We start from the raw sequence: 19,339 nt of genomic DNA, 5'->3' as shown, positions 1-19,339 counted from the left end.
CGGCGGCAGCGCCACTCTATTGGGCTACGGCGCGAAGAACGTGCGGATCGCGTCCGCAATCTCTCCTGCGTGCGTCTCCAGCGCAAAGTGGCCGGTATCGAGGAACCTCACGTCGGCGTCGGGAATATCCCGCTTGAAGGCTTCCGCGCCGGCTGGAAGGAAGAACGGATCGTTCTTGCCCCAGATGGCCAGCAAACGCGGTTGATGTTTGCGGAAGTACGCCTGAAACGTGGGGTAGAGCGCGATATTGCTTTGGTAGTCGAGGAACAGATCCAACTGCACGTCGTGCGCGCCTTCGCGAGCAAGATAGTAGTTGTCCAGCGCGATGCCATCCGGCGACACCTGTGACTCGTCGGTGATGCCGTGCACATATTGCCAGCGCGTTGCCTCCGGCGTCAGCAGGGCTCGGAGCGCATGGCGGTGGGCATCGGTGGGGCTCTCCCAATAGGCGCGGATCGGGTTCCAGCCGTCGCTCAACCCTTCCACGTAGGCGTTGCCGTTTTGCGTAACGATGCCCTGGATTCGTTCCGGATGCTTCACCGCCTGGCGAAAACCCGTTGGTGCACCGTAGTCGAATACGTAGACGATGTAGCGATCAAAGCCAATGGCCTCGGTGAAGCCGTCGATGATCTCCGCCAGATGATCGAAGGTGTATTTGAATGCGTCGCGCGGCGGCATATCCGTTTGTCCGAATCCCGGCAGGTCAGGGGCAACGATATGAAAGTTGTCGCAGAGCAGGGGGATCAGCTCGCGGTACATATGGCTTGAACTCGGAAAACCGTGGAGCAGAAGCAACTTGGGTTGACCGGGCTTGCCCGCTTCACGGTAGAAGACGTCTATACCGCCGACATGGGCCTTGCGATAGCGAAGGGTGGACATGGCAATCTGCCTTTTTGTTGGCTAGGGTGAGGGTCAGTCAGCGGTGTCGTGCAGCGCGTCGACGATCATGTTGGCTACCAGCGATGGCGCGGTCACACTTGGCAAGTGGTCGACGGGATAAGCGCGCGTGCGTGCTTTCATCCGTTCGGCCATGAAGCGCTGTGTTCGTTCGGGGATCATGTGGTCGTGCTGCGCCACGAGGTACCAGGCGGGCACGTGCTTCCACAGGGGCGGGCCGACAGGAGCGGTGATGCAGGCTGGCGAAATCGCGCGCTGGCCGGCGGCAAGCGCCTCTTGTTCTTGCGTCGTGGCGTGCTGCGCAAAAGCCGTTCCGAATGCTTCTGGCGGCAACCAGATGCGTCCATCGCTTGCCGGCGCCAGTACAGGAGCCTTGTCGTCGTGTCCAAACTGATTGAACACGTCGGCGACGGTTTCCCCTTCATCCGGTGCAAGGCCCGCGACATAGACCAGCGCTTTCACCTTGGGACTTTGCGTGGCGGCAATGACGGCGCCGGCGTAGGCATGTCCGGCCAGAACTGCGGGGCCGTCGATCTTTCCCAGAACTCCCTCGAGCGCCGTCACATCGCCGGCAAGAGAGGACATGGGAAGCTCGAAAGTAACCACTTCAATAGACTTTTGGTGGAGAAGGTCGACCACCTTTCTCCAGCTTGACTCATTCGCCCAGGCACCATGTGCCAGGACCGCAACTGCAGATATTCGGCTCATTTCATTGGGTCTCCCGCCGGTTGGCGATCGCTTTGTGGGTCAAACTGGCTTTCATTGGAAGTAACCTGACAAATTGCGATTAAGAGGTTACTCATGAAGAGAGTAACTTGTCAAGCTCTGCTAAGAGGGTTACTTTTGGTCGAGGAGATACCCATGACCCAGACCATCCCCGCCCTTTTCCTGGCCGATGCGCCCGGACTGGATTTCCTCAATTCGGTGGCGACGCCGCTCGATGCAGCCGTCGACTGGCTCGAAGACGGCGAAGGGCTGTTGAGCTGGCTGCAACAGGCGCATCTCGTACCTGAGGACGTGCTCCACGCGATCCGGGAGCGGGCGATCCCTGGCGAGATGGATCGTCTCGCCGGGCAGGTGAGGGCGTTGAGGGAATGGTTCCGCTCCTTCGTTCGCGAGCGAAAAGGGCGTCCACTGACGCCGGAAGACCTCGCCGAACTCGAACCCCTGAATGAGCTGCTCCAACGTGACGAGCGCTACAGCGAAATCGTGGCGCAGCCTTCGGGCGATGCGTCCATGTTTACGTTCGTACCGAAACGCCGGTGGAACTCACCCGAAGCCTTGTTGCTGCCGATTGCCGAGACCATGGCGCGGCTCATATGCGACGAAGATTTTTCGCACGTGAAGGCATGCGAAGGGCCCTCCTGCACCTTGCTCTTTGCCGATCACACGCGGGGCCACGCTCGGCGTTGGTGCAGCATGGCGCTCTGCGGCAATCGCGCGAAACAAGCGGCGCATCGACGCCGTCAAAAGGGGATGGAGGCGTGAGCCACGTCTGGTGCCACTCTGTGAGGCAGCGGATGGCCTGATTCGGGCCGGCAGCAAGTCGGAAGCGGGAAAAGTGTTCCGCCACCTTGGTCGCGCGATCACAAGATGCTACGCACGACGTCTTCTTTTGCGAGTCAGGCTATCGAGCGCCAACTCGACAAACGCACGGTGCGCCGCGCTGTGGTAGGCACCTTTGCGCTGCAGAAGAACTGCCGTGCGCTCCAGCAGCTTGGGATTGAGCGCGACCGCGGAGAGATCGGAATGCTGTGCGGCAACGTCCGCTGGCAATAAGGTGGACAATGTAGTGCGCCGCACGATCTCCACCACTGCACTGATCGAGTTGGCCTCGATGGCAACACGCGGTTGAGCGCCATGCTGTCGGCAATGGCGGTCGATCTGTTCTCGCGTGGCGAACTCCGCGGAAAGCAACACCATGGATTCGTCGTTCAACGCTTGCAACCCAATAGTCCGCTTTTGCGCGTAGGGGTGTGCTTTGCCAACGACAAGAGCAAGCGTCTCCACGAGAAGAGTTTGGGTCTCGATATCAGGGGAGCGCACTTCGTCGAAGGCAATGCCCACATCGAGCTGATCGTCGCTCAGTAGTTGCTCCATCTTCTCCTGGGGCAGCTCTCGCACAGTGAGGACAATGCGCGGGTGACGCCGATGGAACGCCTCCACCAGCGGGCCCATCAGGTAAGAGGTGAAGGTTGGTGTCAGGCCAAGGCGAAGCGCGCCTCGGCTCAGATCCTGGACATCGTGCAGCGCGCGCTTGCCGGCCTGGAGATCCAACAGCGCGCGGCGCGCGTAGTCCTGATACACCTGCCCGGCGTCCGTCAGGCGCGTGGTCCGCCCAGTCCGATCGAACAATGGCACGCCGAGCGTTTCCTCCAACTGCTTGATCTGTTGCGACAGAGCCGGTTGCGAGACGTGGAGCGCCGCCGCCGCACGGGTGAATCCGCCATGGTCGGCGACCGCGAGAAAGTAGTGGATGTGGCGTAAGAGCATGGCGCGCAATCCATAACAGCTGCTAATGGAATTCATAGTAAATCCGTCTTTTACCTTATGGAAGAAGGCGCGTACCGTGTCTTCCATCGACGGGTCAGCCGCTGGAGCAGCCACATGAAAGACATCATTGAGGGGTTTCTGAGATTTCAGCGTGAGGCGTTTCCCAAGCGGGCGCAGCTGTTCAAGGAGCTGGCGACCCAGCAGGCCCCGCGTGCACTGTTCATCTCATGCTCGGACAGCCGGCTGGTGCCGGAGCTGATTACTCAGCGCGAGCCTGGCGACCTGTTCGTGATTCGCAATGCCGGCAACATCGTGCCGTCCTACGGCCCGGAGCCGGGTGGCGTGTCCGCGTCGGTGGAGTACGCGGTTGCGGCGTTGCGCGTTTCGGACATCGTGATTTGCGGTCATTCCGATTGCGGCGCGATGAGCGCCATCGCTAATTGCGCTTGCCTCGGCCACATGCCGGCGGTGGGCAACTGGTTGCGCTATGCCGACTCGGCACGCGTGGTCAACGAAGCGCGCCATCACAAAAGCCCGATCGAGCGCGTTCAGGCCATGATCCGCGAGAACGTGATCGCGCAGTTGGCCAACATCAAGACTCATCCGTCCGTACGGCTCGCGCTCGAAGAGGGGCGACTGACCCTGCACGGCTGGGTCTACGACATCGAGACCGGCGACATCGACGCCCTCGATGGCGCCACCCATGCCTTCGTTTCGCTTGCGCAGTATCCCCACACGCGCGCCACGCCACCTTCGCTTGCTACCGCAGCCTGATCCCTCACCACCCACAGAGTCCGAAACCCATGATTCAATCTCAACACCATCCGTCAGCCCGTGCGGCGTTGGCCGAAATGATCATCGCCGCCAAACTCAAGAAGGATCTGTCTTTCGAGCAGATCGCCGAAGGCACTGGCCTCAGCCTCGCCTTTGTAACCGCGGCACTGCTCGGCCAGCATGCGCTGCCGGCGGACGCCGCCAAGAAAGTCGCGGCCACGCTGGATCTCGATGACGATGCCACGGCGTTGCTTCAGACCATCCCGCTGCGCGGCAGCATTCCCGACCGCATCCCGACCGACCCCACCATCTATCGCTTCTACGAGGTGCTGCAGGTATATGGCACGACGTTGAAGGCTCTGGTCCACGAGAAGTTTGGCGATGGCATCATCAGCGCGATCAACTTCAAGCTCGACATCCGCAAGATCGACGATCCGGAAGGCGGCTCCCGTGCCGTGATCACGCTCGATGGCAAGTACCTTCCGACGAAACCTTTTTGACGCATCCCGTCGAAATCGGATAGCCGAAGCTCGGCTTCGGCTGTTCAGCCGCCACCGAATTCCCCATTGTCGCCAAGCCCGCGCTTGGCCCGTCCTAGCGAGGTATTCCCTTGGATTTTGTGAAGCACACCATCGACCTGGCCATGAAGAACGTGGAGGAGGGTGGACGCCCCTTCGCCGCGGTGATTGTTCGCAACGGCGAGGTCGTCGCAGAGAGCCCGAACCGGGTGGCCCAGACCAAAGACCCGACTGCACACGCGGAGATCCTCGCTGTGCGCGAAGCTTGCAGGAAACTCGGCACCGAGCATCTGACCGACTGCGACATCTACATTCTGACCAGTCCATGCCCCATGTGCCTGGGGGCGATGTACTACTGCAGCCCTCGGCAGGTGATCTACATCACCACCCGCGAGGACTATGCGCCGTTCTACCGCGACGATCGCAAATACTTCGAGTTGGACACCTTCTATGCCGAGTTCAGCAAGCCGATCGCAGAGCGACGCATGCCGATGATTCAACACAAGGACGAGGATGCCATCAAGGTGTATCAGCGCTGGCAGAAATTCAATACGAAGTGACGTATTGGCTCGAGACGCAGTCGGCTGCGGACTCAACCGAATCGAACTGATTCAGTGACGGTGTACGGGCAGGGTGATTGAAGGGGTTGTCTGGGGTGAGAGAGGGTGACGCTTCCGACGATCACGAATCTCAGTCATGGAACGGTGTGTCGTGGGGTAGGTGGCCCTATTAGCGAAGCAGCGACCGACTGGAAAGCGATTGTTGCCATATAGTTTTTAATTATCAATAAATTACGATTTAAATCTCGATTTTAAATGAGATACTTTGCCGGTGGTCACGGTCCGCTATCACCCTTGAGCTAGACCTGCGGCTGATGGTGTGTAACGCAATGGATGCCGCCGCCGCCCGCCGCAATCGGATCGATGTTCAGTTGGATGATGCGGTGCAACGGGTAGAGCGATTGCAGAAGATCCTTGCAGTAGCTGTCGGCAAGTGCGTCGCCGAATTCGGGCGCGATGACTGCGCCTCGCACGACGACATAGTTGACATAGCCGGCCGCAAAGGCCTCGTTGCCGCTGGTGAAGGCGTTCTTGCGAAGCTGTTCTGGCGGCGGCAGGGTATGAATGTCCAGCGACCGGCCGTTGGCGTCCGTGGCGCTACGCAGAATGTCCAGGTGAGTCCTGGTAACGGCGTAGTCGTAGGACTCAGGGGCGTTGTCGAGATTGGCAATGACTACGCCGGGTCTGACGAAACGCGCGTAGAAGTCCACATGCGCGTCGGTGATGTCCTTGCCCTTGATGCCCGGCAGCCAGATGATTTTCTTCAGGCCAAGCATCGCCTTCAGCTCATCCTCGACTTGGTCGCGGCTCCATCCGGGGTTGCGGTTCTCGTTGACCCAGCAGCTTTCGTTGAGAATGGCGGTGCCTTCGCCATCCACTTCGATGCCGCCACCTTCTCCGGTCAGCGCGCTCTGGATGTAATTGGCACCGGCGTCGTCGCTGATCGTGCGCGCCACTCGCGCATCCATGGCATGTTCCTGCTTGTTACCCCAGCCGTTGAAATTGAAATCGACGGCGCCGAGATAACCATTGCTTCCGATGACAAAGTTGGCGCTCATGTCGCGCATCCAGATGTCATCGAGCGCGGTCGTAATGAATCGCGTGTTGCAAGTGCCACATAGTTGCTGGGCGAGCTCCAGCTCCTCGTCACGACACAGTATCGTCAGCGGCTCATACTGGGCGATGGTGCTGGCGACCAGGCCAAGACACGCCTGGACGGCAGGAGTCCAATCTCGCCAGATCGACGCCTGGGCTCCGAATGCCATGAACATCCGCGCGTGAGGGCGAAGCTCGTCAGGCAGGTAAGGGTCGCTATCCGTTGCTGGGCTGAGCCACGACGAAAGCCCCGAAGAGCCGAACGCCAGCGGGGACACCATGCCAAGGCCGATCAGGGCTGAAGCTCGAGTTATAAACTGCCTGCGCGTCGTCACACTGTCACCTCAATTCGCCGGGTTTGGATCATCGTCGAAAGGGAGGGTAAGGGCTCGCGGGTAACAGGAAGGTAACAGCGATTCAAAAGGCTCTTGCGGGCGTCATGGGATAGGTACTAGGTCGATCGCAGTCTTGTTGCCATGTCCTGGTTGCCATCATCGGCGCGAATCACATGCACGTGGAACAGGTCATCAGTCTTCGCCACTTTCACTTTCCACCCCATGCGACTGGCGATGCGCTCGACAAGATGGAGCCCGACGCCAAAGCCGGGCACACCGCTGTCGCTCGGCTCGTCCATGCCAATGACATTGCTGATATGGAAGCTTCCGGCATCCGCACTGATTCGAACGATGCCCGGAGCGCCATGCTCCAAGGCATTGCGCAACAGGTTATGCATGGTTATTTGCAAAAGAACCGGAATGGACCGAATCGTCAGATCTGCTGCGATGTCCAATTGCAAATTGAATTCTCGCTCCGGGGCTCGTGAACGAACATCGCGCCACGCCCCCTCTACCAACGGAAGCATCGGCACGGGCACAAGAGGCAGGTCATCTCCCCTGTCTCTCCATAACCAGAGCAAGGCTTCCGTCATGGCTCGCATATCTCCGTGCGCGCGACGGATGCGATCGAGCTGGTTTCGCCACGGCGCCAAAGTGTCGCCGCCCTTCCTGTCGATCAGGTCGAGTGTTGCACCTGTCACCGCGAGCGGCGTTCTTAGCTCATGACTGAGAGCCTGAAGGAAATACTGCTCGCGTTGATGGGTGAGGGCGAGCTCATCCATGGCGCCTTGCAACTGCGCAGCGAGGACATCCAGTTCCTCGATGGGCAGGGCCGGCACCTTGCGCGGTGTCGCTGTCGGCTGGCTGGATAATGTCTTGGCCCAGGCCGTGAGTCGTTCAATCGGCCCAGCCACCGACCGGAACATCTCGATGGCCACCGCGCCAACGATAGGCAGCGAAAGCAGCAGCAGGATGAGCCCCACCATCGTAAGGCTGGGCCCGGTATGTCCTGCATCGTCTTCCGGTAAAAAGCGGTGCACAACGAAGGCTGGGCCATGCCCGCGCGCCAAATCAAACGGCATGATGTAAAGAAATTCCTGGCCGATCTCGACGGTCACTACCTCTCCCGTTGTCCAGCGGGTTTTCGGTAGCGCCTGGGTGTATCGAGAGGGAAGGGCCTTGGCATCGATGAAGTACTGGCGAAACGAATCGCTGGCAGGCAGTCGGCCGGTCGATTCGTAGTAGGTACTGGCCTGCTGGGCATCCTTCCAAAGATAGAACTCGCTGCTGTCGTCCAGTCCCCAGTTGTAAAGCCGGTAGATGGCATAGCCATTCAATGCGCTGACCAGGCCGATGAGGATGATCAAACGTCCAACGAATAAGCGCCGTAGCTTCATGGCTGCGATGCCTGGGCACGCAGCGCGACGCCATGGCCCCGAATCGTATGCATCAATGTGTGCGATTCACCATCGTCGATGATGTGGCGCAGGCGATAAAGCACCATCTTCAGTGCATCAGGGGAGGGGGCGCCATTTGGCCACAGCAAATCTTCCAGTTGCTCGCGGCTGACGACACCAGGACTGTTGCGCGCAAGGTGGACCAGCACGTCCCACTCCCTGCCGCTGAGCGAAAGAGGGCGCCCATGGCGGGAAGCCGTTCGTGCTACCAGGTCTATCACCAGATCGACCACAGCCAGTCGCTGGTTGTGGCGTCCCCTGAGGGAGAGGGCGCCAAGCCGGGCCGACAGCTCGGCCATATCGAACGGCTTGACCAGATAGTCGTCGGTTCCGCTGCGAAAACCAGTCAACTTGTCGTCAATGCTGTCTCTTGCGGTCAGCATCAAACAAGGCGTGGCGACACCGGCTTCGCGCATGACCTTGCACAGCGTAAAGCCATCCATTCGTGGCAGGTTCACATCAAGGACGATGACGGCATACGCTTGCGTCTTCACCAGCTCTAACGCGGCTTTTCCGTCGGATGCGTGGTCGCACTCGTAGCCGTCGGACTCAAGGTATTCCAGCACCGACGCAGCGAGATCCCTATCATCCTCAACCAGAAGTACCAGCATCGTTCGTTCTCAGGACGTTCACATGGCCAGCGCGGTGCTGATCATCACAGTACCGCCTGCCACTCATCGTGCGGAGGGGAAGCCGTCGAGTCAAGCCGCCGCGTTTTGAGTGGTCGGCTTTCACCCACTGCGCAGACGTTCTCTGTTTAGCGGGGCTTTTCGCAATCGGATATGGCGGGAGACTTGTTTTGGCCGTACCGATCCCTCTTGCCTCACCGTCATTCCGGCGCAGGCCGGAATCCAGTTTTCATACGCCGTGCGAAGCACTCAAAGCCTGATTTTGTGTCCTTCAGACGCGTATCGGACTGGATTCCGGCCTGCGCCGGAATGACGACGAGGTACCGCAAAGCGCCGCAGTGAAGTGTTGAAATTTGACCGGCCGGTGGCCCGTAGGCTGGGATGACAATCCCAGCATCGCGATGCCGCGTGGAAAGCTGGGATTGTTATCCCAGCCTACGGGCTGGTCGATTTGGTCATGCGGTAGTCATCTCGGCGGCGCGCATGGCGATAGAACGCCAGCCCAATGCCTATGAGCAGTACCGATCCGCCCATGACCTTCAGCAGGAACAATTGCGGGTGATCGTCCCCTTCCGGCGGAATCGTGGATGTTGCAATGGCCAGCGACGTAACAGCGAAACCCGTCAGGCCGATCACCCAGCAACCGATCATGCCTACCGGGGCGCGCTTGGTGCCTTTGTCGAAACCCGCTGCACGACGACGCAGCACGGGGAATGCCAGCATGATGTACAGCAGCGGCAACAGCGACATGATCGCTGTCATGTCGATCAGGATGATGTAGGCCTCATGGATGGTGGAGCCCGATAGCGCTGCCATCAGTATCAGTGATGTCAGGACGCCCTGCGTAATCAATGCGACATGGGGCGTGTCGTAGCGCGGATGCAGCCGGCCCAACGCCGCAGGCAAGTAACGGTCCACGCCCACGACGAACGGCAGGCGCGCCGTGCCCGTTACCCATGCAGCCACCGTTCCGATCGAGCCCAGCGTCACCAGCGCGGCGGTCAGCGGACCGAAGATCGGCAAGCCGATGCGCTCGCCGACGGCCGCCAAAGCTTGCGGGATGCCGCCGATCACGTCGATCGTCGAAGCAGGCAACGCCACCAGCAACGAAGCGGTACCGGCGATGTAGATGGCCGCAATCGCCACGCAGGAAATCAGGGTGGCGCGTGGAATCTGCCGTTGCGGGTCGCGGATTTCGCCACCCAGGATCAGTCCCAGCTCCAGCCCCTGGAACGCCAACGCGATTGTTGCGAAGGTGGAGAACGTGGCGAGCTTGCGGAAATCGGGTATCGCGTCGCTGACGGTGAAGCGCGTCGCGGGACCGAAGCGGTACACGGCTACCAAGCCTGCGACGAGAATCAACGCGCCCGCCAACCACGTTGCGATACCGCCGATGTTCTGCAGCCACTTCGCGCGGCGCAAGCCGAGAATGCTGAGCAAGGTCGCTGCCCACAGCACAAGCAGGCTGTAGACCAGGTTGTAGCGTCCATCGTTGGCATGGGCCATCCAGCTCGGGCCGCCGATGCGCAAGAAGACACCTGCGCCGAACAGCAGCATGGAAGGGAAGTAGGCCAGATTGGAGACCCAGTACGTCCAGCCCGCGACAAAGCCGTGCAGATCACCGAACGCCGCCTTCGACCACAGATAGAGGCCACCTTCGCCGGGCACGCGCGAACTCAGCTCCAGTACCGCCAAGGCCAGCGGCAGAAAGAAACCCATCAGGCCAAGCAGCCACAGCACCATGCTGGATGGCCCGACCAGTGCCGCCGCCGATAGCCACCGCAAGGCGACGATGGCAGCGATATTGAACAGCACTAGATCCCACGTGCCGAGCACGCGGCGCAACGTCGTTGCGGGTGCTGTGGCCGGTGTTTCCGCCATCGTTCATGCCCTCATGGCTGGTGGTTCGGCACGATCGCCATCGAGTGGCGAGTCCATCACGGCGAGGCGTCCTTCCAGACGAGTGCCTGTGCTGGCGCCAACGGCGCGTTGCCATGCACGATCGCTGCCTTGGCCGGGAGGACGGGCGAAAACGGCTGAGGGTTGTAGTTGACCATGACGTAGTAGCCGCCGCGCCAGTCGAGAAACACGCCGGTAGGCAGGTTTTCTATCGCCACGCCTGCGCGCTGGTAGACGCTGCGCACAATCGCGCGTTCGAATTCGCCGTCATCGGTCGACACGCCGATCATGGTGATGGTGCCTTTGCCCAGCTTGCGCGTGGTGGCGGCGGCCTTACCGGCATAGTAGTGATCAGCGTATGTGGCAAGCACCGTGGTGCCGGGGCGCGGAGTGAGAATATCGGCCCAGCGATGCCAGGCATGCGTCTTGCCGTCGGCGTTTATCGTGCCATTGGCGCTGGGCGGCAGCATGTCGAAGCCATCGACATCGTCGCCGATGAGATCGAGGATCGGCGCGTACCACGGGCCTTCGTGGAACTGGCTCCCTTCGTTCTTCTGGCCGGTGCGGCTCGTCAGAATCAAATGACCGCCTTGCTCGACATAGCGCCGCCATTTTTCCGCCAGCGCCTTGCCGACCATCTGGTAAGCGGGCGCGATCAGGAACGGGTAGCGGTCGAAGTCGTCGTCTTCGGCGATGAAATCCATCGGCGCGCCGGTGGTCTTCACCGCCAGCGTGTAGCCGTTTCGGTAGGCCCAGCTGTTCCACGAGGTGGTTTGCGGCTGGATATCCAGGTCCCAGAAAACGTCCTGGCTCCACAAATAGGCCGTGTAGCGCGCGGCAAGTTTCGGCGGCAGCGGTGCCTTGTCGTCGAGCTTGGGTTCGAGCGCCTTGATCTCGTGCAAGGCGTCGACAAACTCGCGTCCGGTGCGCGACGGCGTCACGCCATCGGTGCCCATGATGCCTTCGTGGTACATCTCGCTGCCGCGCAGCGGATGTCGATAGCGATACGTGCTCACCAGCGAGGCGCCGGAAGCAAACGCGTGCCACATCCACATGCTGACGGCGCCGGGCTTCGGTTGCGGATTGATATCGCCCCAATTGACCTGGCCCGGTTGCAATTCCATCACGCCGAACGTGCCGTTGATGGAACGGAAGTAGGCAGCCGCTTCCATCAGATTGGCGGGCTTGCCGATGGCGTAGCTGTCGCCGCCCAGGATGTTGGTGCCGGCAACCGGATAAAGCGTGAAGGTGGGAAAATCCAGGCCGTGGCTACGCCGGGGATCGGTGGCGGTGCTGACATTGGTGTAGTTGGTGGTCACCCATTGCCCGGCACGTGCATGCTGCTTGATGATGGCGGCCTGCGCATCCAGGAAGTGCGCGGTGGTGTCGGCCTGGAAGCGCGCGAAATCGAGCAGCGCATGCGGGCTGAGCTTGTCTTCGGCGGCCAGTGTGGCATTGGGAAGGTGCACCTGCTTGAAGCTGCCGTAGCGCGTGCTCCAGAACGAGCCTGCCCATGCAGTGTTCATCGCGTCGATCGTGCCGTATTTGTTTTGCAGCCACAGCTGGAATGCGGCGCGTGCGCTGGCGCTGTAATCGGCAAACGTGCCGGGTTCGTTGTCGATCTGCCAACCCCATACGCGTGGATCGTGCCCGTAACGCTGGGCCATCGCCGTCACCAGATGCGTCACGAACGCCTGGTAGCGCGGGTTGGTCAGCGATACTTCCGCACGAATGCCGTGTTCGTGGCGCTGGCCGTGCTCGTCCACCCGATAGACCTCCGGGTAGTGCTCGTCCATCCAGCTGGGCGGTGCCGCAGAGGGTGTGCCGAGAATGACGCGCAAGCCGGCCTTGCTGGCCTCGTCGATCGCCCCGTCCAGCCAGGCGAAGTCGAAGCGGCCTTCTTCCGGCTCCAGATAGGTCCAGTCGAATTCCGCCATGTGCGTGAAATCGAAGCCGAGCTTGTGCATGCCTTCGAAATCGCGTTGCCATTGGCTGCGCGGCCATTGCGTGGGGTAGTAGAACACGCCGAAGCTCATCGGCTCGTGCTGGCGCAGCAGCGTGGCACCTCTTGAAGCAGCCGGATGCGGGCCGCCCAGGTCGATCGGACTGGCGCCGGCGGTAGTCATCACGGCGGCGGCCATCAGGGCCGCCAGCAAAGGCCGAAACATGAGTGGAGCGCCCCGTATGATTCAAATGTCAACTTATACTACAATTTAAACCATCGCAATGTCGCCCGTGCATGACTTATGGATGCGCTATCCCCCGATGAAGCCCTGCAGCTGGCCGATTGGCATTGGCATATACGCGGCCAAATCAGCGTGCTGCCGTCCTACGCGGACCACAATTTCCGCATCCGCACCGAGGCCGGCGACTATGTGCTGAAGGTGGCGAACCCGTCGTGGTCGCGCGCGGATCTCGATCTCGAAAACCGGGCGATGATGACGCTCGCCGAACGCGAGCCTGCCATGCGCTGGCCGCAAGTGCAGATTGCAATGAACGGCGAGCATCTGCTGACGCTTTCCATCTCGGGCCAGGTCCGCCAGGTCCGCATGCTGAGCTTCGTGCCCGGACGTACGTATGCCGATGTGATCGATTCCCTGGCGCCGGCGCAGCGCCCGGTTCTGCACGCGAGCCTGGGCAGTGCCGTCGGCCGCCTCACTCGCGGCTTGCAGGATTTCAAGCATCCCGCGGCCGATCGCCAGCACGACTGGAACCTGATGCGCCTGCCGGCCCTGCGCGAGGAGCTTGCGCACATCGATGATGAGGCAGTGCGTGACATCGTGCGTACGCAACTCGACGCATTTTGCGGGCAATTGCCGTTCTGGCACGGACGGTTGCCGGTCAGCGTGCTGCACAACGATGCCAACGACCTGAATGTGATCGTATCGGACGACGAGGACGGTCCGTGCGTCAACGCCGTGATCGACTTCGGCGACATGTGCACCAGTTTTCGCCTGGCCGATCTGGCCATTGCTTGCACGTATGCCATGCAACACGAGGCCGATCCGGTGGCCTGCGCGCGTGCCGTGGTGCGCGGCTATCTGGCGCAATGCCCCCTATTGCGCGATGAGCTCGAACAACTGCAAACCTTCATACTCGCGCGTCTTTGCCACAGCGTGCTGATGGCCACCCGGGCCAGCCGTGAATCGCCCGACAATCCGTTCATCATGGTGTCGCAGCGGGGCGTGCGCAGCTTGCTGCGGCAGCTCGCCGGCCTCGACCGCAACGCCATCGCCGGACCCTTTTTGGAATCACTCCATGATTGACACCCTTTCGTTCCGTTCCGTGCTGGATGGCGTGCCGCAAAGATCCCATGCTGAGATCCTGCAACTGCGCAAGCAACGGCTGAATCCGGCCCTGAGCCTCTCCTACCAGGAACCGCTGAAGATCACTCGCGGCGAAGGTGTCTGGCTCTACGATGAACAGGGCCGCGCGTACATGGACATGGTCAACAACGTCTGCCATGTCGGCCATTGCCACCCGCGCGTGGTCGAGGCGGGGCAGGCGCAGATGGCGAGGCTCAATACCAACACGCGCTACCTGCACGACAATATCGTCGAATACGCCCTGCGCCTGACGGCAACGCTGCCCAGTTCATTGTCGGTGGTGTTCCTTACCAACTCCGGCACCGAGGCCAACGATTTGGCGTTGCGTTTGGCGCGCGCACACACCAAGGCGCGGGGCGTGGTGGTGGTCGATCACGCCTACCACGGGCATTCGCCGTCGATGGTCGAGCTCAGTCCGTACAAGTTCAACGGCAAGGGCGGCGAGGGGCAGGCTGCACACGTCGGCGTGGTGGAAATGCCCGATGTCTATCGCGGCATGTTCCGCGATGGTTCCGCAGCGGGGCAGGAATACGGCCGGCTGTTGCAGCCGGCAATCGATGGCCTGCGCGGCCAAGGCACCACGCTCGCCGCATTCTACTGCGAGTCCTTGCTGGGATGCGGCGGACAGATCGCGTTGCCGGATGGCTATCTGCCGGAGGCTTATGCGGCGGTCCGTGCGGCCGGCGGCGTCTGCCTGGCCGATGAGGTGCAAGTGGGTTTTGGCCGCGCCGGCGAACACTTCTGGGCGTTTGAAGCCCAGGGCGTAGTGCCTGACATCGTCACCATGGGCAAGCCGATCGGCAACGGTCATCCGATCGGTGCGGTGGTAACGACGCCGGCGATCGCCGCAAGCTTTGTCACCGGCATGGAGTACTTCAACACCTTCGGCGGCAATCCCGTTTCGTGCGCCATCGCGCTGGCGGTGCTCGATGTGATTGCCGAGGAGCAACTGCAGGAAAACGCTCGGCGGGTCGGTGCTTTCCTGATGGATGGCCTGCGCCAGTTGCAGCAGCGCCACGCCTGCATCGGCGATGTGCGCGGTCGCGGGCTGTTCATCGGTGCGGAGCTGGTGCGCGATCCCGCGGCCCGGACGCCGGATCAGCCCAGGGCCAAGGCGGTGGTGGAGGCCATGAAGGCGCGCCATGTGCTGCTTTCCACCGAGGGGCCGGACGACAACGTGTTGAAGATCAAGCCGCCGATCGTGTTCAGCCGGGCGAATGCCGAGGAGTTCCTCGACAAGCTCGACGAGGTGCTTGCCGCGTTTTAGCGCGAATCATCCGCGGCGCGTCGCGGCGGTTTTTTGGGGGCGCCTTGGCGCCGGTTGTGCAGGTTCTCGCGCGAATCGGCAACCATGACCTGCATCGCCTTGCGCGCCGCCTCGGGCTGCTGGCGGCGTATCGCCTCCAGCACCTTCTGGTGATGGGGCAGGGAATAGCGGAAGTCGCCCGCGGATTGCGCCGATAGCGCAAAGTACATACCCAGTGCGCTTTCGACTACCGAGAACAACGAGACCATCAATTCGTTGTCGGTTGCCTGCAGCACCGCGTCGTGAAAACTCACGTCGGCCTGCGCCCACTCCTCGGGCGTGCGCGACGCTTCCATCATCCGGTAGGCGCTGTCGATCTTGGCGAGCTGTGCGGCAGTACGCACGGTCGCGGCGGCCGCGGCGGCGGCGGGCTCGATGATTTCGCGCATCTGAACCAGCTTCTCGATGAAGTTGTCCGTCGGCATGGAGGCGCAGCGCCAGGCAAGCACGTCGGCGTCGAGCTGATTCCAGCATTCCGTCTTGCGCACGCGCGTGCCGATTTTCGGGCGCGCCTCGATCAGGCCTTTGGCGGACAAAACCTTCAGCGCCTCGCGCAAGGCGGTGCGGCTTACGTCCAGGCTGCCGGCCAGCGCCTCCTCGCGCGGCAGCACTTCGCCGGGCGGGAATTCGCCCGACACGATCCGCCGGCCCAGTTCGCGAACCACATGGCCGTGCAGGTTGCGTGCATCCGTCGCTTTCATCTTCAATCGTTCTCCACTGCTGGGCGTGAGCGCTTTCGCCGCGAAAGGCTTGCGTGGCGGGCCATCAGCCGCCGAAGTTCAGGACGCTGCATGCTGCAGCGCAACGTCAGTGAGAATTTATCATACAAATGTATGGTTTTTGGGGCGTGGCTGGAGCGGCTCGAATAACGCGGATGCCCGCGATTTGCTTCCGATGGTGTTTCCATTCGAAACATTCGGCCAAGGAGTACCTCACCGTCATTTCGGCGCAGGCCGGAATCCAGTCTCAATACGCGTCCGAAGGACACAAAACTAGGCTTTGAGTGCTTCGCACTATGTATTGAAACTGGATTCCGGCCTGCGCCGGAATGACGGTGAGGTAAGCGTACGCGCCCACCCACTGCCCTATGTGCGACGGCAGCATTCCATCCGTCACTCGAATCCGCGAGGCGCCTTTTATACCGATCATGCGGCGCCTTTCGATTACTTTAGACCTATTTTCGTATTGTAGTATTAATTTACTTATTACGTTACGATGCCGGTCCGCCGACGACACAGCTGGTGGCCTGGGTGAGCGGGCAGGGGGCACGGAAGCTTCAACGCCGGAGGGAGCCGGCGAATACGTCCCTGCCGAAGTGGCGAATCCAGGAAAAACACATAAGTTTTTGGGGAGGAAGTTCATGAGCAGTTGCAAGCAGATCAGCCAGCGCGCACTCGCGGTCGCGATTGGCGCCCTGTTGATGGCGGGTACCGTACAGGCGCAGGACGCGACATCGCAGGCCGCGACGCCTGCCGACCAGGCGCAGAACAAGGCCAAGGCCGCCAGGCCACAAGGCGGTGAATCGACCCAGCAAGCCACCGCCCTCAACCAGGTCGTGGTCACCGGCAATGCCAACTTCGGCGGTATCCGCAAGATCGACGCCAGCTATTCCATCACGTCGATGACCAGCGAGCAGATCAAGGAATCCAACCCGATCAGCACCGCCGACCTGCTGAAAATGTCGCCGGGTGTGTACCCGGAATCGTCCGGTGGCCAGACCGGTGCCAACATCGAGGTGGCCGGCTTTCCTTCCGACAGCGGCGCGCCGTTCGTGACGCTGCAGCTCAACGGCTCACCCTTGTTTCCCCAATGGGAATACTTCACCGACGCCATGTTCCGTCTGGACGACACCATCGATCGCGTGGAGGCGGTGCAGGGCGGTCCATCCGTGCTGTACGGCAACGGGCAACCGGGCCTGATCGCCAACTTCATCCTCAAGGAAGGCAGCTCGACGCCCAGCGGCGATGTCGGCGTGACCTACGGATCGGAAGGCATGGTGCGCCTGGACGGCTTCTATGGATTCCCGTTGTTCGGCAAGAACAGCGGCTGGTATGGGAGCATCGGCGGTTTCTGGCGCAAGTCCGACGGCGTGCGCGATCCGCAATTTGCCGCCGACAAGGGCGGCCAGCTCACGGCGACGCTGAGCCACGACCTGGAGCACGGCTCGATCATGTTCTATGCGCGCGAGCTCAAGGACAAGAATCAGTTCGTCACCGACACGCCGATCTATAACCCGGCACCGGGCAAGTTTTCGCCGTACCCGGGTTTCAATCCGCTGACCGGCACCTTCGGCAGCAATGCCGACCGTTACCAGTTCCTGCAGACCACGCCGTGCTTTACGGCCGGCTGCTCGCCGGGCGGCGTGAACATCGACATGGCCAATGGCCAGGGCGGCGATGTGCATATGGTGGGCGCCAACCTCGACCTGGATTTCGATAGCGGTTGGTCGTTGTCGGATAAATTCATCCTGGTCGGCGGCAACATGGACACCACGGCGTTCTTCAGCACGGGCGCCAACCCGTCGACGCTGGGCAGCTTCATCTCCGGCTCCGAAGCGGCGTTCGGGCTGCCTGCAAATCTCACGGCGACGGCCATGTACACCAACGGCAGGCCCGCCGACATGAACGAGAACGTGACGGTTCAGAACCCCGAGTACATCCACAAGCACATCCAATCCACGAGCAACGAGTTCCACATCAGCAAAGAGCTGTTCGAAGGCAATACGCTGACCTTGGGCAACTACACGGCGGTGTACTCGGAAAGCCATTCGGAGAACGATGGCGCGAACATGCTGCTGCAGGCCAGGACCAACCCCAGTCCGATCGTGGTCAACCTGAGCGACGGTACGCATACCTATCAGCTCACCGACGGCCAGGGCTCGTTCTGGAACAACCAGCCGCAATCGTGGATGGCGTTCAACGAACGCTGGCATGCCACCTCGACCGCCTTCTTCGCCACCGACACCTGGAACATCGGCAACTGGCGCTTCGACGGCGGCATGCGCGTGCAGCATGTCGACATCGGCGGCTGGTTCCAGAACACGGCGTCCGGCGACCTGGATAACAATCCCTACACCGTTTACAACAATAACGCGCAATACGGAATCAACAGCTTCCAGCATCCGTCGTATTCCCGGAGTGCGCCGTCCTGGACCTTCGGCGCCAACTACGCCATCAACCAGAACATGAGCGTGTATGCGCGCGTGAACCACGGCATCTTCCTGCCTAGCTTCGACAACATCCAGCCGATGCCGAGCACGCCGGTGGAGCGGATCCACAATATGGAGTTGGGCTTCAAATACCAATCCCCGTGGCTCTATGCCGATGTGTCCGTGTATCGAAGGCTGTTCTACGGCGTGCCGTACTCGATCACGCTGGACACCGGACAGATCAACCTGGTGTACGGCTCCACGACCAAGGGGCTCAATACGCAGGTGACGGTGAAGCCGTTCGACCATTTCAGCGTGGCATTGAGCGGTGACTACATGGATGGCCATTACTCCGGTTACAACAGCTGCGTGCCCTACGTTGCGCAGGACGGCAGCAACCAGTGCAGCACCATCAACGGCATGGACCTGGACCGCCAGCCGAGAATCCAATACCGCGTGACGCCGGCGTACGAGATTCCCACCAGCTGGGGCAGCATGAAGTTCTGGATGACCTACGAGCACATGGGCAACCGCTTCGGCGACCAGCTCGAACAGCAGCCGCTGGGCAGTTACTACGATATTGCCATCGGTGCCATTGCCAACATCGGCAACAACTGGATGCTGACCTTGCGCGGTACGAACGTGACCAACCAGATCGGCGTCACCGAGGGCAATGCACGCCTGTTCGGATTCGCCAGCGGCGGCGGCGTGATCCTGGCGCGATCCATCGAGGGACGCGAGTTCAACTTCCAGGCCAAGTACAAGTTCTAACCTGCGTGCACCAGTTCCCTCCCCTGCTTGCAGGGGAGGGCTAGGGTGGGGTTGCGCGAGCTTGCCGCAATGCTTGAGTTCGCCGCGAGCTTGCTTCGCCTTGCGCGGGGAGGGAGCTCGATGGCATCACA

16 protein-coding genes are annotated in these 19,339 nt (G+C 61.2%); 7 read left to right on the top strand and 9 right to left on the bottom strand.

From position 1 onward, the window contains the following. Positions 1-24 precede the first annotated feature (24 nt). Both EKH80_RS03590 and EKH80_RS03585 read right to left on the bottom strand, forming a co-directional pair. Positions 25-879, bottom strand: a complete 855-nt coding sequence (locus EKH80_RS03590) for an alpha/beta fold hydrolase (protein ID WP_126683354.1) — start codon at positions 877-879, stop codon at positions 25-27. 33 nt (positions 880-912) lie between these two features. Then, entirely contained in the window at positions 913-1,605 is a 693-nt protein-coding gene (locus EKH80_RS03585) for an alpha/beta fold hydrolase (RefSeq protein WP_126683353.1), read from the bottom strand. Between the two features lie 153 nt (positions 1,606-1,758). On the opposite strand from EKH80_RS03585, the gene EKH80_RS03580 reads away from it, so the two are divergent. Then, complete coding sequence (locus tag EKH80_RS03580) at positions 1,759-2,385, top strand: CGNR zinc finger domain-containing protein (RefSeq protein ID WP_126683352.1); 627 nt, start codon at positions 1,759-1,761, stop codon at positions 2,383-2,385. 108 nt (positions 2,386-2,493) lie between these two features. Here the strand turns inward: EKH80_RS03580 and cynR are convergent, their stop codons facing one another. Then, positions 2,494-3,477, bottom strand: coding sequence for a transcriptional regulator CynR (cynR, locus tag EKH80_RS03575; RefSeq protein WP_230473396.1), 984 nt, complete (start codon positions 3,475-3,477; stop codon positions 2,494-2,496). Positions 3,478-3,504: 27 nt separating this feature from the next. Between cynR and EKH80_RS03570 the strand changes: the two genes are divergently transcribed. From EKH80_RS03570 to EKH80_RS03560, 3 genes are all read left to right on the top strand, one after another. After that, positions 3,505-4,164, top strand: a complete 660-nt coding sequence (locus tag EKH80_RS03570; protein WP_126683351.1) for a carbonic anhydrase — start codon at positions 3,505-3,507, stop codon at positions 4,162-4,164. Between the two features lie 29 nt (positions 4,165-4,193). Further along, positions 4,194-4,664: a cyanase gene (cynS, locus tag EKH80_RS03565; RefSeq protein ID WP_126683350.1), complete on the top strand. Its 471-nt coding sequence runs from the start codon at positions 4,194-4,196 to the stop codon at positions 4,662-4,664. A gap of 119 nt (positions 4,665-4,783) precedes the next feature. Then, a complete protein-coding gene (locus EKH80_RS03560; RefSeq protein WP_230473417.1) occupies positions 4,784-5,242 on the top strand; it encodes a nucleoside deaminase in 459 nt (152 codons plus the stop codon). A gap of 299 nt (positions 5,243-5,541) precedes the next feature. Here EKH80_RS03560 and EKH80_RS03555 read toward each other — a convergent pair whose 3' ends face one another. The 5 genes from EKH80_RS03555 to EKH80_RS03535 all read right to left on the bottom strand — a co-directional run bounded on the left by EKH80_RS03555 (position 5,542) and on the right by EKH80_RS03535 (position 12,825). Beyond that, entirely contained in the window at positions 5,542-6,618 is a 1,077-nt protein-coding gene (locus EKH80_RS03555) for an agmatine deiminase family protein (protein ID WP_126683348.1), read from the bottom strand. A 170-nt stretch (positions 6,619-6,788) separates the two neighbouring features. Further along, positions 6,789-8,069 carry a sensor histidine kinase gene (locus EKH80_RS03550; protein WP_126683347.1) on the bottom strand — a complete coding sequence of 427 codons (1,281 nt, stop codon included), beginning with the start codon at positions 8,067-8,069 and terminating at the stop codon, positions 6,789-6,791. Then, complete coding sequence (locus tag EKH80_RS03545) at positions 8,066-8,740, bottom strand: response regulator transcription factor (protein ID WP_126683346.1); 675 nt, start codon at positions 8,738-8,740, stop codon at positions 8,066-8,068. The genes EKH80_RS03550 and EKH80_RS03545 overlap by 4 nt, the downstream gene beginning before the upstream one ends. Positions 8,741-9,193: 453 nt before the next feature. Beyond that, the gene (locus EKH80_RS03540) at positions 9,194-10,639 is read right to left on the bottom strand and encodes an APC family permease (RefSeq protein ID WP_126683345.1); all 1,446 of its coding nucleotides are present in this window, start codon (positions 10,637-10,639) and stop codon (positions 9,194-9,196) included. A 56-nt stretch (positions 10,640-10,695) separates the two neighbouring features. Beyond that, complete coding sequence (locus EKH80_RS03535) at positions 10,696-12,825, bottom strand: beta-galactosidase (RefSeq protein WP_126683344.1); 2,130 nt, start codon at positions 12,823-12,825, stop codon at positions 10,696-10,698. A 78-nt stretch (positions 12,826-12,903) separates the two neighbouring features. On the opposite strand from EKH80_RS03535, the gene EKH80_RS03530 reads away from it, so the two are divergent. Further along, complete coding sequence (locus EKH80_RS03530; RefSeq protein WP_126683343.1) at positions 12,904-13,923, top strand: phosphotransferase; 1,020 nt, start codon at positions 12,904-12,906, stop codon at positions 13,921-13,923. Further along, the gene (locus tag EKH80_RS03525) at positions 13,916-15,250 is read left to right on the top strand and encodes an aminotransferase class III-fold pyridoxal phosphate-dependent enzyme (protein WP_126683342.1); all 1,335 of its coding nucleotides are present in this window, start codon (positions 13,916-13,918) and stop codon (positions 15,248-15,250) included. The genes EKH80_RS03530 and EKH80_RS03525 overlap by 8 nt, the downstream gene beginning before the upstream one ends. Here EKH80_RS03525 and EKH80_RS03520 read toward each other — a convergent pair. After that, on the bottom strand, positions 15,247-15,990 hold the full coding sequence (locus EKH80_RS03520) for a FadR/GntR family transcriptional regulator (RefSeq protein ID WP_126683341.1): 744 nt from the start codon (positions 15,988-15,990) through the stop codon (positions 15,247-15,249). The genes EKH80_RS03525 and EKH80_RS03520 overlap by 4 nt on opposite strands. 659 nt (positions 15,991-16,649) lie before the next feature. On the opposite strand from EKH80_RS03520, the gene EKH80_RS03515 reads away from it, so the two are divergent. Further along, complete coding sequence (locus EKH80_RS03515; RefSeq protein ID WP_158628733.1) at positions 16,650-19,208, top strand: TonB-dependent receptor; 2,559 nt, start codon at positions 16,650-16,652, stop codon at positions 19,206-19,208. Positions 19,209-19,339: the final 131 nt, after the last annotated feature.

It is taken from the genome of Dyella choica (genome assembly GCF_003977665.1).
GTDB classification, from domain to species: Bacteria; Pseudomonadota; Gammaproteobacteria; order Xanthomonadales; family Rhodanobacteraceae; genus Dyella_B; species Dyella_B choica.
This window is presented reverse-complemented; position numbering and strand designations above follow the sequence as displayed.